Source organism: Desulfogranum mediterraneum DSM 13871, assembly GCF_000429965.1.
GTDB classification, from domain to species: Bacteria; Desulfobacterota; Desulfobulbia; order Desulfobulbales; family Desulfobulbaceae; genus Desulfogranum; species Desulfogranum mediterraneum.
In genome coordinates, this window is record NZ_KE387011.1 from 1 (window position 1) to 14,854 (window position 14,854).

The following is a 14,854-nucleotide window of genomic DNA, read 5'->3' on the forward strand; positions in this document are numbered from 1 at the left end:
CTGCAGCAAGGCGACATCCATCCTGACACAGGGGGCGGGGCCCCCTGCCCCATCGGCCTTCAACAAAACGACAGAGACGACCTAGCCCCACAGATCCAGCATAAGAGGAACCGTCATTCCCGCGAAGGCGGGAATCCAGGTTATAAGCAATGTGCCTGGATATTCGTAGCCGATATTTTACTCAGACTCTTCCCGGGAATGGAACCAGACCTCACCCCCAGCGGCGGGCAGCACCGAGATGGCGGTGGGCTCTCCCTCGCCGTTGAGGCGGACCCGGCCCACAGCGCTCTGGTTAAAGAGCCGGCGGGAGGCATGATGGTCCGGTTTACGTGGCCGGATGCGCATACGGCGACGTTTGGTAAACCAGTTCAGGGGGGAGTAATTACCATAGAGCCAGCGGTTGAGGTGGTCAAAGCAGGCCAACAGGCCGTGGGGAAACTCGTTCTTGAAGCCGCTGCAGGTGATCTGCCAGATATCCGGGCTGTTGCGGCGATACCTCAGCTTAACGTCATAGGCAAAGGAGTAGTGGACATCACCGGAGAGGATCACAAAATTCTTGGGCGTCCGCCGGTGGCGAAAGATATTGAGCAGCACATTCGCCGAGCCCGGGTGGGCCATCCAGTTCTCGGCATCCACCACCAGGGGATGGCCGCAGTAGGTGATGATCCGCTGGACCACCTCGATCAGCTTGACCCCGAAGATGGGCGCCGGTGAGACCAGCAGCACCGCAGGCTGATCCATCAGCTCCTGCTGCATGGCAGAGAGCCCCTCCCAGTCCATCAGGCCGGAAGGCTTGGAGAGGCTCGACTCGGACCACCAGCGATCGGTACGGGTATCCAGGACCACCATCTTGGGCTGGGTAGGCAGGGTGTAGTTCCACTGCTCATAGGCAAGCAGGCTGCTGATCAGCTGATCCTGCTGCTCCCCGCCGGGCTCTCCATAACATGCATGGACCTCTTCCAGGAAGGTCCCGTTAAACTGGCGGGGGTTGTTTCCCCAGGCCTGGAACAGGAAATATCCGATCAGGGCGTTGCCGATGATCCGCCGGGAAAAGGGATGTTCATAGGCCACCTCCTCCCAACCACGGGTCAGGTTCCAGTCATCGGTGACATCATGATCGTCAAAGATCATGTAGCAGGGCAGATGGGCCAGCATCCGCTGCACCCGGCAAAGGCCTGCGGCAAACTCCGCCACCGGCACCTGTTCGGAGCGATAGAGCTCCTTATGGGCCTCGTCGAGTTCCACCCTGTCCAGATCGACAAAATCCCACAGGGCCGGAGACCAGATCAAAAGATACATGGCCGCCACCTCGGCCAGGGTGACCAGGTGGTTATGGGCCGAGGCCGCGGTGAAGATCGGCTTCCGCACCCCGCCGAAGAAGCGATCGCGCAGGGTCTTGGTCTCCTTGGAGTGGGGCAGCAGGTCCTCCCGCCGATAGTAGCAGTAGTCGCTGGCCAGCAACTCTGCGCTGTCGGCAACCATGGCGCCGCTCAACTCTTCCGGATAGAGGCCCAGGATCGCGGCCGCCTGATGAATGGCCACCAGCATGGGACCGCCCACATCATCGGCATAGATCTGATCACCGCTCATGATCAGCAGACAGGGACGCTCCCCAGGATCAGCCACCGTCTCTGCCAGTTCCTCATCGATACGCAGCAGTCCATCCGGGGAGGGATAGTGGGGTTGTCGGCAGGAGCCATGGAGGACATGGTTGAGCCGTGACTTGACCATGAACACCGGCCGGGATTGGCCGGGGTAGAGCAGACCTGGCAGAGTCTCGGCCAGCCCCTGCTGCTCTGTCCCCTGCTCCCTGCTGATCAGCAGATCATACTCCAGCAGTTCTTCTTCGGGAAAAGGATCCTCAGGACGATAATCGATCAGGTAGACATGGGCCCGCTCGCCGATCTGCACCGGCCTGGGGGAAAAGGCCTTGATATCGCCCGAAAAGAAAGCGGCACCATCCTGATGACGAAAGAGAGAGAGGGTCATCTCCAGCGGCCGGCTGGTGACCAGCCAGAGGACCAGCTGGTCGCGGGTGAGACGCCGCAGGATCGGGCCGGCGACAATATCGGGAAGTTGGGGTGATGGTTCCATACTTTCAGAGAAAAAACGGGGATTGATTGTGGGGTAATAAAACTATTGCCCGGAGCAGAGCCTGGAAACTACATAGTCAACCCGCCCCGGACGGTCAAGCTCCTTTTCTCAACAAATGGGATCGGAGCAAAGCATCCGCAAAGACCAGCTTCTCAGTAAAAGGAATAAAGGCACACCAAGGGCCCTGGTTGCAATCCATTAAACCCTCAACAGCAGCAACAACACCGACCCCTTTCACTCAGATTCTGAGCAGCCCTTCCAGCTCACATAGTTCTTCTTCTGCCAACCCCAACCAGGCCGATCATCCCCAGACCAAATAAAAGTGTTGCTGAGGGCTCCGGTACTGGTGCTGAGCCAGAGCGAACCAGCATATATCCTGTCATGGGCTCAGAGTGAGAAGGGTTGAAAGAAAATGACCCGTGTGATTCAATCCGGCCGGCATCTTTTGGGTACACTCCGTAGGTATTAAAGTACTCCTCTCGCCACTCATCCGAAAAATCATATCTTTCAACCATGGCGGAAAGCATTGTCCCTGCCTCGAAATCGACTCCATAGTAAAACCAGTTACAGGTTGCCTCCCCGTAATGCCAGGCCGAGTCCGATACCCCAAAATTATTGAGAAACCAATCAGCACCAGCAAAGTTGGCCTCATCCATGTCACCAGTCCCTCCCCCTTGGATTGACTTCAGGAGATTCTTGGTTTCCTGCTTGGTGGCAAATCGCCAGCCGGGATGGTGGGCAAGCACGCTGTTTGCTGGCCTCCCCTCGGTCAGCTTGGTCGATATCCATTCAAGCCCACCTAAATTTACTCTGTTGCCATTGGAAAGGTAGTGCTCGCCGCTGATAATAGTAGCGTTTGCCAGAGAGCAAAAAGTTGAAAAGGAAAGAATAAGCACCAAAATACGTTTCATGTCTCCTCCACAAGGTAACCCTGTTCAAATATCAATGGTTAGGAACTATCTGCACACAAAAGGGTATGCGCACAAACAGGATAGAAGCAAAACGAACTGCTGATGAGACGGTGGAAATCGTCTGGCAAGCGCCGATCTCCTCCCTAAAGCCGAGCTTTAGGAATGAATAAAGCTAGCGATGATGGGCAACCAGCCAGGCAACGATGCGCTGGGCCGCCTTGCCATCCCACTTCTCGGGAATGGTGCCCGCCTCTCCCTTGCCCTCCAGAACGGCAGCGGCGGCTGCCAGGATCTTTTGGCCGCTGTTGCCGACAATCACGTTGGTGCCGACCTCGGAGGTGATGGGGCGCTCGGTGTTATGGCGCATGGTGATGCAGGGGATCCCCAGCACCGTGGTCTCCTCCTGGAGCCCGCCGCTGTCGGTGAGCACCATCCTGGCGTTCATATTGAGATGCATAAAATCCAGATAGCCCAGGGGCTCGGTCAGCCAGATCCCCTCCACCTGGTCGCCCTCGTTGAAATAGCGGTCCAGACCAAAGGATTCGGCCATCTTCCTGGTCCGGGGATGGATGGGAAAGACGATGGGCAGCTGCCGGCTGATCTCCTTCAGGGCCCGGAGGATCTCTTCCAGGGTATCCCGGTCGTCTACATTGGACGGCCGGTGCATGGTCAGGGTCGCGTAGCCGCCCTTCTCCAGCCCCAACCGAGGCAAGAGCTCCAGGCCTGCAGCCATCCGGCGATGCTTGAGCAGGGTATCGATCATCACGTTGCCGACAAAGACAATCTTATCCTCGGCCACCCCCTCTGCCCGCAGGTTCCGGTCGGCAAAGTAATCGGTGGTAAAGAGATAGTCACAGAGCACGTCGGTACAGAGCCGGTTGATCTCCTCGGGCATCTCCATGTCCCTGGAGCGAAGCCCTGCCTCCACATGGCCGACCTTTATCCCCAGCTTCTTGGCGGTGATGGTGCAGGCCATGGTGGAGTTGACGTCCCCCACCACGATCACCAAGTCCGGCTTGTGCTCCAGACAGACCTTTTCAAAGGCCACCATGATCCGGGCGGTCTGCTCGGCATGACTGCCTGAACCCACCCCGAGGTCGATGTCCGGCTTGGGCATGCCCAGATCCTCGAAAAAGGCCTTGGACATCTTCTCATCATAGTGCTGACCGGTGTGCACCAGCAGATGGTCAATCTCCTCCGGGTACCCGTTCATGGCCTCGATGATGGGGGCCATCTTCATGAAGTTTGGCCGGGCACCCACGATATTAATGATCTTCATAGCACATCCCTTCCTTAAGATTCGCTCATCATTGCCTTGATCGGCTCTCGGAAACATCTCTCCCATCAACCATCTCTAACCGGATACCATAAAAAGGCCGGGCCACCAACAATTACCCTGGCCCGACTCTCTTCACAACTCTTCACAAGGCCAGTGTACTATGTCTCATTTCTAACCTCTATGACCAGGACAGCAGGTTTAAGATAACGGGATATATAGAAAAGCAGGGAATAAACAAATATGGCGACACCTGTCATCTCAAGAAACTCTTCGCCGGTATAACAGAGGGCATAGGCCAGCCCTTGTTCGCTATGTACACTCGCCAAGTTGCCGCCAGCCATTTCAAGGCCAATGGCTCCGGATAAAAAGACCACTCCAGAGAGGATGAACAGACCCAGTTGTTGCCTGGGAAGGCTGATTAGAAACTTACAGTAAACCGCTGAGAAGACCAGAAAAGCTACGCCGTAGGGGACAATCCAGGCATAATAAAACACACCGCTCAGATGCAACAGATCCCTGAAGGGCTCTGTCAACTGTTCATGAATGGTGACAGATTCGTCGATGCACAAAAACAGAAAGAGCAGCATAAAGCCCAGCCAGGGTACCCACGACTTATTCAGAGACTTTTCTATTAAGGCAATCCATAACAGCAGCCCACTGGCAAGAAGGAGGGCCAGGGAGGAGTAGAGTGTGGGGACGCTCAATTCATTATTAAAATTAAACCAGGGGACCAGGCCATAAAGCCGGCCATGATTAAAATATATCTTCGAAACTATCCCTGCAATATCTGCAAGCAAGAGGACAAAAATAACCACCATTAAGACTTTGAATACAACTTTAGGGTAAATATTAACCGACATACAGCTTTTTTCCACCTCACGGCCTCTCAGATGCAAACAACAAACAGCCTTCAACAGCTGAGACATACACCTGTTATTGCGCCTTTCCTCATCTTTTTTTTACCCTGGCAAGATTATCGCCAAGGCCCTCTTGAAGGTCGTCCTCAGCAGGATTGCCGGAACGACTCTGCACCCTGCCTGGAGCAGGAGATCTCATGCAGGCTCCACCAACTCAATCAAGCCCTCCTGGAGCAGCTCGTCGAGAAAGGCTGCAACCTGCTCCCGGCAGAGGGTCTCCTCCACCGCATACTCTGCGATCAACCCCTGGACCATGGCAGCAGGGCGCATCCCCTGCTCCAACATGGTCCAGATGCGGCTGCCGATCTCCTCGATACCGAAATACTGGCCGGACTGGATGTTGAGGATCACCATCTCACCATCGAGCTCCTGATGGACCAGGTCCTGCCCTATCTTCAACTGCCCCTGCTCAAAGGCGGCCAGACTCTTTGCTTTCTTCATACGCTCCTTACCTGTAACTAAATCGATCTGCCGGAGATAATCTTCACCGGATTACTAAACACCATCTCCCTGGCGGCCTCCCGGCCGACAATCTCGGCCGCAGCCTCCATCCCCCCGGACAAGAGCGGCTTACGATAGCTGCTGGAGTGGCCATCGCTGGCCAGCACATCCACCACTCCGGCGCGGAGGAGGTGATGGGCACAGCGCTGGGCATCCCGTCCGAAATCGCCGGTAACGCTGCCTGCGGTCAGCTGAACATAGATCCCCTCGTTCAACAGTTCCAACAAGAGCTCGGGACGGGCCATGATGGAGGGGTTACGCTCTGGATGGGTGATGATGGGCTTCAGCCCGTTCACCCTGTACTGGAAGAGAATCTCCCGGGCATTGCCGGGCAGATGGGTGTGGGGAAACTCCACCAGGATATAGTCGGTATCGTTGATGGTGAAATCCTTGACCTGCTCGGCGGCAAAGACCACATTCACATCGGCACCGCAGAGGATCGAGAGCGGGATCTTCTCGGTCCGCAGCAGATGGCGCAACCAGGAGGCCCGGCGGCTGATCTCCAGCTGCGGGTAGAGTTTCTCGTTCAAGTGCGGGGTCGCTACCACCACGACCACTCCGTCTGCGGCCGCCAGCCTGGCCATGGCCAGCGACTCTTCGAAGGTCCGGGGGCCATCATCGATATCCGGGAGGATATGGCAATGGATATCAATCATGGCTGGTACAGCTCAGCAGCGAACAGGCAGGGCAAGACATGCTCCTGCTCAACGGGAACAGATTGGACCTCACCTTCAGGCTCGAAAAGTATGGGGGACGCTCTTTCCGGATGGTCCCTCATTATGAAGGTCATTAGCAATGATGTCCTGGCTGGTTTTGATGGAATTCATTATGGATATATCCATTCACTCTTTTGCCGTCACGCCCTCCCCTCTACCGTCATGCCCGCGGAGGCGGGCATCCAGAAAAAGGGGCTGGACGCCTGCGACTTTGCGCCTGGTTAAAAGGCTGGGCTACAGAAGCACGAAATCAGGGCTACTAAAACTGCAAGCGCCTTGAGCGCAACTGGATTCCCGCCTCCGCGGGAATGACGGTTCTGCTTAAGCTGGAGCTGCCGGGTAGCTCCAGGGCATTCAGGGCTTTACAGCAATGTCTCATATAAATCGTGCCACTGGGGGTTCAGCTCTTCTATGCGTTGTATTTTCCAGCTTCTATGCCATTTTTTAATCTGCTTCTCTCTTGCTATTGCGGAAACCATGTCTTCACACTGCTCATAGTAGACCAAGAGATGAATACCGTATTTTTGGGTAAAGCCGTCCGCTTGATTGTTTTTATGCTCCCAAACACGCTTGAGCAGGTCGCTGGTTACCCCGGTGTAGAGTGTCCCATTCCGTTTGCTCGCCAAGATGTAGAAGACGCAAGGCTGCTTCATGGTTCCTTCAAGACTGGATTCCCGCCTGCGCGGGAATGACGGTTCAGCTTAAGCTGGAGCTGCTGGGTCGCTCACGGGCCACAGAAGCACGCGATCAGGGCTACTAAAACTGCAAGTGCCTTGAGCGCAACTGGATTCCCGCCTGCGCGGGAATGACGATTCGGCTTAAGCTGGAGCTGCCGGGTAAAGCCCTGGGTTCCAGGCTGCAGACCGATCTAGGCGTGAGATCCCTTGTGACCATGCCCTCCACTCTAGCGTCATGCCCGCATGCGCGGGAATGACGGTTCAACTTAAATTGGAGCTGACCGCTATAGCCCTACCTATGCGCTCAGCTTCAAGCGCGTGAAGATGGGGCACCGGAACCGGAACCGGCAGAGTAGTATTGGTAGTAGCCGTAGTAGGAATAATAGTTGCTCTTCTGCATATCCATCCCATTGATCACCAGGCCGATAACACGACCGTCTATGGCCTGGAGCGACTTCAAACCCCGCTGCAATCGCTCAAAGGTGGTCTCGCCAAAGCGGGTAATCACGATGCTCCCCTCCACCAGCTTGCTCACCAGCAGGGCATCGGTAGCGCTGAGCACAGGCGGTGAGTCGATGATGATCATGTCATACTGCTGTTCCAGCTCGGTCAGCATGGCGGCAAAGCGCGGCGAGCCCAGGAGCTCCGAGGGGTTGGGCGGGATGGGTCCGGAGCTAAGCACCGTCACCCCGGTTCCCTCGGCCTGCTGCACGGCCAGCTCGGTCGTGGCTCCGGAGAGGTAGGAACTCAGGCCCTGGTTATTCTCCAGGCCAAAGGCCCTGTGCAGCCGCGGCCGCCGCAGGTCGGCGTCGATCACCAGCACCGAACGTTCGGTCTGGGCCAGGGAGATGGCCAGGTTCACCACATTGGTGGTCTTGCCCTCCTGGGGCGACATGGAGGTGAGCTGCACCGTCCTGGGCGGCCGTTCCGCAGCCGAGAGCAGGAGCGCCGTACGCAGCGACTTGAAGCCCTCGGCAAAGGAGGAGGCCCGCTCTTCCAGGGCATAGCGGTCCGGGTCCTCCTTCTTCAGGAGTTCCACCACCCCGATCACAGGCAGCTCAAAGCGGCGCTCTGTATCCTCGGGATCCTTGATGGTGTTATCCAGGTATTCGATGAAAAAAGCCATGCCCACCCCACCGAAGACACCCAGAACCAAGCCCAGCAGCATATTTTTTTTAGTCCGCGGCTTAATGGGTGCCTGGGGCGTCTCAGCCACCTGGGTCATCCAGACATTCACCTTCTGGGTACTCTCGGTCACGCCCTTTTCCTTGGCCTGCATCACCAGGGCATCGTACATGGCCCGGTTGGTATCCACATCCCGCTTGAGGATCCGGTACTCGGTGAGCTTCTCGTTCAGGCTCAGGGCCCCCTGCTTCAGCTCGGCCATGGCCAGACGGATGGACTCCTCCTGGCTGCCAGCCACATCAAACTCGCTCTTTACCGAGGCAATGACCTTGTTGATCTCCTGCCGCTTCTGCCGTTTCAGGGCCCTGAGCTCGCTCTTGGCCTCGATCATCACCGGATGCTTGGGACCATACTTCTGGCTGAGCTCGTTCACCTTCTGCTCGGCCTCCCGAATCTGGCCGCGGATGGTCAAGAGAGCCGCGTTGCCGGTCATCGAAGGCAGGGCCTCCAGATCGCCACCATTCCCGCCGCCGTCGCGCACCGCCACCATCTGCTTGAAGATATTCTCCAGACTACTCTTCTTCGCCTGGGCCTCGGCCAGCTTGGCGGTGAGATTAGAGAGCTGCTGGGGCAGGATGGTCACCTTGTCCTCGATGGTGACAATATCCTGCTGCTTCATGTAGCGCTGCAGGGCCTTTTCCGAGGCTGCCAGGTTGGCCCGCTCCTCGTCGGCCTTCTTGGTCATCCACTGGAGGGCATAGCCCGAGGCATTGACCTGGATGGCCATCACCTCTTCCTTGTAGGCCTCGGCAATGGTGTTGGCCACCAGGCGGGCAAAGTCCGGATTGGTGGACTGAAAACGGATATTCATGATCCGGCTCTCTTTCACCGGGGTAACCCGGATGCCGGCCCGGATGGTATCGGCAATGATATCAGCCTGGCTCCGTTCCTCCCGGGGCACGGTGGAGGCGATGGCCTTACCCGACTTCTTTGCCGGCATCAGCTCTGCCAGCCACTCCCGCACCTGCTTCTTTACCGTGGCAACCAGGGAGGGTCCCTTGTCCTTCTTGGGAAAGTAGCGCTGCCAATTCTTGTCCAACTCCAGGATGGCGACCACCTTGCGGGCCACGCTCTGACTCTTGATCAGCTGGTGCTGGGTCTCGTAGAATTCGGGGTCATAGGGATTGTAGTACCCCCGACCCATCAGCGAGGTGGCCTCGTTCTTCTCCACCAGTACCTGGGTGGAGGCCTCATAGACCGGGGTGGTCCGCACCGTCACCAGGGTCACCACCACCAGGGTAAAGAGGGCAAAGAGCAGCACCACGTACTTGCGCTTCTGGATGACCCGGAGGTAATCCCGGAGATTGATTTCCTGCTCTTCGATGACAATATGCTGTGAATCTTCCATGATCCCTGCTGAAAAAAGTAATTTAATATTGAATCAGGTGCTGCCTGCTCTATGAAGCGGGAGACAGATTAATTTTCACAAAAAGACGTGAAAAAAAATCAGTCCCCTCAGCTCTCGGAGTGTCCCTCGTTATGGAGCTATCAATTCATTTTTTTGCCGTCACGCCCCCACTTCTGCTGTCATACCCGCGCTTCTGTCGTCATTCCCGCGCAGGCGGGAATGACAGCCAGCGTGACAGCCAGAAAGTGAAATTCGCCTCAAAGAGACCTTAAAAGAAACTCTCCGGCACCACGATCACATCCTCAGGCTGCACCAGCTCATCCAGATCCACCTTATTGAGGACCTTCTCCTTTCCATCCTGCTTGCGGACGATGTTCACCGAGCCGGTGGAGGCGGTGTCGGAGAAGCCGCCTGCCATGGCAATGGCCTTGATCACGGTGAGCCGATCCTTGTACTTGTAGGAGTTGGGATTGCGGACCTCGCCGGTGACATAGAAGACCCCGGCCTTATCGATGAAAATCTTGTCCCCGTCCAGGATCTGGAGGTTGAGGCTGATATCCCCCTGCTCCACCAGGCGGTCCAGGTCCACGACCACCTCCTGGGGCGCAGTGTCACCACTCCCGCGCGCCTCGCGCTTCACCACCGCCCCCTCACCGGCCTCCACGGTGAGGCCGCCGGCCTGGGAGATCAACTCCAGGAGGGTGGTGCGGGGGCGAAGCTCATAGAGCCCGGGCTTGACCACCTGGCCCAGCACCGAGGCCTTCTGCTCGCGAAACTGCTTCACAAAGACATTCACCTGGGGATTGATGATATAGTCACCGCTGAGCAGCCCGGTGATGGTCTCGGCCACCTTACTGACGCTCAAGCCCTCCACATGGACCCCGTTGATCAGGGGCAGGACCACGTTGCCGTTGCCGTCCACCCGCACGGTCGTGGTCATTTCAGGATGATCGTAGACCGAGATGTCCAGCACATCCTCAAAACTGACCACATAATCGTTTGCCGCAGCAGGGCCGGACGGCAGCAGCAGAAAAACGGCGAGGATACAGATCAAAAGAGCGTGTTTCATAGTCGTTGACGTGAGTTTTCGTTTTTGAATACGGGCGACAGATTTAATTTTTCTGCCTCGAAATGAGAGAACTGATTTTTTCACCTCTTTTGCTGAAAATCAATCTGTCCCCGGTTTAAAAAAGGAGAAAAATAAAAATCAGTCCCCTTGCATCGTCTCTAGAGCCGTTGCTTGTCATCCGGCTGAACTTCTGTGCTAGTCAATAAGTAACGTTGACTACGGCCCACAGAGTACTTTCCTGCCTCGAAATGAGGGGACTGATTTTTTTTCACGTCTTTTGGTGAAAATCAATCTGTCTCCCGGTTTAAAGAACTCCAGCCCTCCCGGGGCACCCGCCTCCCCTGCCCTAGATCCGCAGGGTAATGCTCAAGAGCAGCCGGTTGTCGGTATAGGAGAGGGCCGAGAGGGAGGAGTCGCGGTCAAAGTAATCATAGCTGGCCCGCAGGCCCAACCAATCCTGAATATCGTAGTCCAGGTAGAAACGGAGCCGATACTCATCGTCCTGGCGCGTGCCCTCGGCCTCTGCAGAGCGGTAGACCCCGGCATAGTCGCGGTAGCTGTAGCCTGCGCGCGCATTGGCTGATATTTTGGAGCTCAGCTTATGGGCGTAAGCCAGGGAGACCCGGTTGGAGGTGACGCTCTCCAGGCTGTAGACGTCGGGTTCCTCGATGGTACGGGAAGCCAGCAGCTTAAGCCGGGTCTTGGCGCTGAGATCGTAGTCCACCCAGCCCTGGAGGACAAAGTCACCGCTATTTTCCAAGCGTTCATCGCTGAAATCCTTGGTCAGGTAGCCCAGCTTGATCTGCCCCATGGTCTTGCCGGTGAGCCGCCAGCGCAGGCCGCCATAGAGATGGTGCTCCCTGGAGTCCAGATAGGGCGAGCTATCGTAGCTGATATCCAGGTAATCATACTCCACAAAGGCAGAGCTCTTGGGGGAGAGTTTGTAGTAGAGGTAGCCGGCAAACTTGTTGTCCCGGCGGTCGCGATCCTGGTTGGCCAGATCGTCGTAGCCCACGCTGTAGTTGCTGTAATCGCCGCGCAGGCGAAAACGGTTCAGGGTATAGGTGAGCCGGCCGCCAGCCAGGTTGCTCTTATACTCGGAGAGCACATCGGAGATGCCGTTGTTCCAGCCGTTGTGGTCATCCAGGTAGATGTCCAGGAGTTCGACACTGAGGTTGCCCTTGAGGTTGAACTGGAAGTAGCCCTCCAGCCGCTGGTCGTCGGTGTCGTTGTCCTTTACATCGCGGTAGCGGGTAAGGTCGGCCCCGTAGTGGAGATAGCCCTGGAAGCGCTTGAACTCCCGACCCCGATCCTGGACCATGCGCAGGCCGCCCGGGGTGAGGTTGTCGCTCTCCAGGTTCAGCAGTTTCTCGCGGGTACCGGGCACGGCAAGCCAGATCCCGGGGGAGATCACCAGGGCGCTGTCGCTGGTGGTATCCCGGGCCGAGTTGAAGACGTTGTCATCATACATCCCGGCCAGGGTAAGGTAGGGGTGGATATAGCCGCCGCCACCGCCAAAGAGGCTCTGGTCGAGTTCAGATGCGGTCTCCCCGGCCAGGGCCATCCCCTGGAGGCCGACCAGCAAGAGAAATGTCGCGATACACTGTTTTCCCGGTTTCAACATCAAAGGCCCTCAAAACATTGAATAACTCAAACAATTAGCTGACAACATACAAAAAATAGCCCTTTCTGCAAAGGGCTATCTCGGGGAATGTATATCCTGCCGGTGTGGTGCAAAAATGGAAAAAACAGCAGCCGTCTCAGGCCGCAATCCTGGCCGAGTCCTCCTCGCGAACGATGGTGGCCGGGGCAGCGAAGTCGGCCACATACTCGGGCACGAGCAGGGTCAACACCTCCTTGATGGCTACGGCATCATGGTGCTGGGCATGATCGGCCAGCCGGCTGAGCAGGGGCTCCAGCAGGGCATAGGACTTGCCGTCGCCGCGGAGGACCATGATCTTGTCATGGGGGGTGGTGACGATGCCCTCGCCTGCGGTAATCAGCTCTTCGTAGAGTTTTTCGCCGGGCCGCAGGCCGGTAAAGGAGAGCTCTATATCCCTGCCCGGCTCCTTGCCGGTCATCCGGATCAGGTCGCGGGCCATGTCGACAATCTTCACCGGCTGGCCCATCTTGAGGATAAAGATCTCCCCGCCCTGACCCATGGCCCCGGCCTGGAGGATGAGCTGGGCCGCCTCCTCGATGGACATGAAGTAACGGGTCACCTCGGGATGGGTTACCGTAACCGGGCCGCCCTTTTCGATCTGGCGCTTGAACAGGGGCACCACCGAGCCGGAGCTGCCCAGGACATTGCCGAAGCGCACAGCCATGAAGGTGGTGTTGTGGCGGCACTCCTTCCGTCCGCCCTTGAGCTTGCAGACCCCCTGGAGCCAGTCGCGCCTGCCCTGGCAGAGGGATCCATCCCAGTGCTCCTGGCTGTAGGCCAGCATCAGGAGCTCGGTGAGCCGCTTGGTGGCCCCCATCACGTTGGTGGGACGAACCGCCTTGTCGGTGGAGACCAGCACGAAGCGATCCACCTGATGGTTGATGGAGGCCTCGATCACGTTGCGGACCGCAAAGACGTTGTTAAAGACCGCCTCCCAGGGGTTGCGCTCCACCAGGGGCACATGCTTGTAGGCAGCGGCATGAAAAACCACGCTGGGCTTGTGGAGGGCAAAGAGCTCGTCCAGGAGGCTGCGGTTCTGGATCTTGCCCAGCACCGGCAGATAATCGGTAAAACCGTGCTGGTGGTGGAGCTCCATCTGGATGTTGTAGAGGTTCTCCTCACCGGCATCCAGGAGGATCAGCTGCTCAGGCTCGAACTTGAGGATCTGACGACAGAGCTCGGAGCCGATGGAGCCGCCGGCGCCGGTGACCAGCACGGTCTTGCCGCTGAGATAACGGCCGATCTCGTCCTGCTCCAGTTCCACGGTGGGCCGCCCCAGGAGGTCCTTGTAGTCGACCTCGCGCATGGTCTGGAGGCTCACATTGCCATGGATCAGCTCATGCATGCCGGGCAGGATCTTGTAGGAGACCCCGGTGGAGCTGCAGATATCGACGATCCGCTGCATCTGGCTGCTGTTGGCGGTGGAGATGGCGATCAGGAGTTCATCCACCCGGTGCTGCTTTACCACGGCCTTGAGCGCGGTGATGGGACCGAGCACCGGCACCCCGTGAATCTGCAGCCCCTGCTTTTTGGGATCATCATCCACCAGGCCCACCACCTGATAGGGCAGCCTGGGGTTCTCCTTGGTCTCGCGCAGGGTCTTTTCCGCCGAGTTGCCGGCACCGATCAGGACCAGCCGCTTGACCGGACGGGCCCCGTCTTTGCACAGGAACAGGGGCCGGAGGCGGCGATCCCCATCACCGTAGCGGCTATACTGGTAGAGGCAGCGGATCAGGGTCCGGTTGCCTGCGATCAAAAGGAAGGTGAGGATGCAGTCCAGGACAAAGACCCCGCGGGAGAGATTGGCAAAGCGATTGAGCATCATCAACCCGGTCACCACCAGGGCCGAGGAGATCACCACTGCCTGCAAGACGGCCAGGATATCTGCCAGGCTGGTATAGCGAAACATCCCCCGGTAGAGGCCGCAGAAGGAGAAGACCGGAATCTTGACCAGGAGGAGCAGGGGAATCAGCAACAGGATCTGCCGGGCGTACTGGCCAGAAATGATACCGTCAAAGCGGAAGAGAAAGGCCAAGGTGATGGCGATGCTGATGGCCAGCAGGTCCATGCCCGCCACCAGCCACTGGTTGGGCACGGTACGAAGAACCAGCTTCGATAGAGGGGATCGCTTCGGGAGTTCGGTTGCGCTCATGCTCATCGTATTCTCTCTCTTCTATTGTAGACGGAGCCGAACCAGGCGACAGGAAAGGTACGGTACATGCCCTGCTGAAAGCAGTCGCTCCAACAGGAATTGTTGCCGCCTGGGGACGATGGAAACCACTTTTTACTGCCGAACCAGAAAACAATTTATCCCTATAAAAAACAATCGGGCACAATGCCCATTTCTGCTTGAGCGCAGGATGAAAGGCACTAGTCCGCCCCCTGCAAAGGACTAGTCCCCTGGCTGCGAGACACTACGCTCTCCGAACCCCACGCCCCGCCCCCCCATACCTTCCCCTTCACAACCACCCCTTCGATCTACCGTCATACCCGC

11 protein-coding genes are annotated in these 14,854 nt (G+C 57.5%); all 11 read right to left on the reverse strand.

Going from position 1 to position 14,854, the window contains the following annotated elements:
• Positions 1-177: 177 nt before the first annotated feature.
• The 11 genes from G494_RS0121035 to G494_RS0121090 all read right to left on the reverse strand — a co-directional run bounded on the left by G494_RS0121035 (position 178) and on the right by G494_RS0121090 (position 14,518).
• The gene (locus G494_RS0121035; RefSeq protein ID WP_028586090.1) at positions 178-2,094 is read right to left on the reverse strand and encodes an alkaline phosphatase D family protein; all 1,917 of its coding nucleotides are present in this window, start codon (positions 2,092-2,094) and stop codon (positions 178-180) included.
• Positions 2,095-2,357: 263 nt separating this feature from the next.
• Positions 2,358-3,005 (reverse strand): PEP-CTERM sorting domain-containing protein, encoded by a 648-nt coding sequence (locus tag G494_RS0121040; protein WP_028586091.1) that lies wholly within the window; start codon positions 3,003-3,005, stop codon positions 2,358-2,360.
• 172 nt (positions 3,006-3,177) lie between these two features.
• The gene (gene wecB, locus G494_RS0121045) at positions 3,178-4,284 is read right to left on the reverse strand and encodes a non-hydrolyzing UDP-N-acetylglucosamine 2-epimerase (RefSeq protein WP_028586092.1); all 1,107 of its coding nucleotides are present in this window, start codon (positions 4,282-4,284) and stop codon (positions 3,178-3,180) included.
• Between the two features lie 158 nt (positions 4,285-4,442).
• Complete coding sequence (locus G494_RS0121050) at positions 4,443-5,144, reverse strand: hypothetical protein (protein ID WP_208597728.1); 702 nt, start codon at positions 5,142-5,144, stop codon at positions 4,443-4,445.
• 192 nt (positions 5,145-5,336) lie between these two features.
• Entirely contained in the window at positions 5,337-5,642 is a 306-nt protein-coding gene (locus G494_RS0121055; RefSeq protein WP_051305946.1) for a PqqD family peptide modification chaperone, read from the reverse strand.
• A 17-nt stretch (positions 5,643-5,659) separates the two neighbouring features.
• Entirely contained in the window at positions 5,660-6,358 is a 699-nt protein-coding gene (locus G494_RS24900; protein WP_035248005.1) for a tyrosine-protein phosphatase, read from the reverse strand.
• Positions 6,359-6,780: 422 nt separating this feature from the next.
• Positions 6,781-7,071: a GIY-YIG nuclease family protein gene (locus G494_RS0121070; RefSeq protein WP_028586096.1), complete on the reverse strand. Its 291-nt coding sequence runs from the start codon at positions 7,069-7,071 to the stop codon at positions 6,781-6,783.
• A gap of 334 nt (positions 7,072-7,405) precedes the next feature.
• Positions 7,406-9,628 (reverse strand): GumC family protein, encoded by a 2,223-nt coding sequence (locus tag G494_RS0121075; RefSeq protein ID WP_035248010.1) that lies wholly within the window; start codon positions 9,626-9,628, stop codon positions 7,406-7,408.
• Positions 9,629-9,896: 268 nt separating this feature from the next.
• Entirely contained in the window at positions 9,897-10,697 is an 801-nt protein-coding gene (locus tag G494_RS0121080) for an SLBB domain-containing protein (protein ID WP_028586098.1), read from the reverse strand.
• A 346-nt stretch (positions 10,698-11,043) separates the two neighbouring features.
• Positions 11,044-12,321, reverse strand: a complete 1,278-nt coding sequence (locus G494_RS0121085) for an outer membrane beta-barrel protein (RefSeq protein ID WP_084457193.1) — start codon at positions 12,319-12,321, stop codon at positions 11,044-11,046.
• A 136-nt stretch (positions 12,322-12,457) separates the two neighbouring features.
• Positions 12,458-14,518: a polysaccharide biosynthesis protein gene (locus tag G494_RS0121090; protein WP_051305948.1), complete on the reverse strand. Its 2,061-nt coding sequence runs from the start codon at positions 14,516-14,518 to the stop codon at positions 12,458-12,460.
• Between the last annotated feature and the right edge of the window lie 336 nt (positions 14,519-14,854).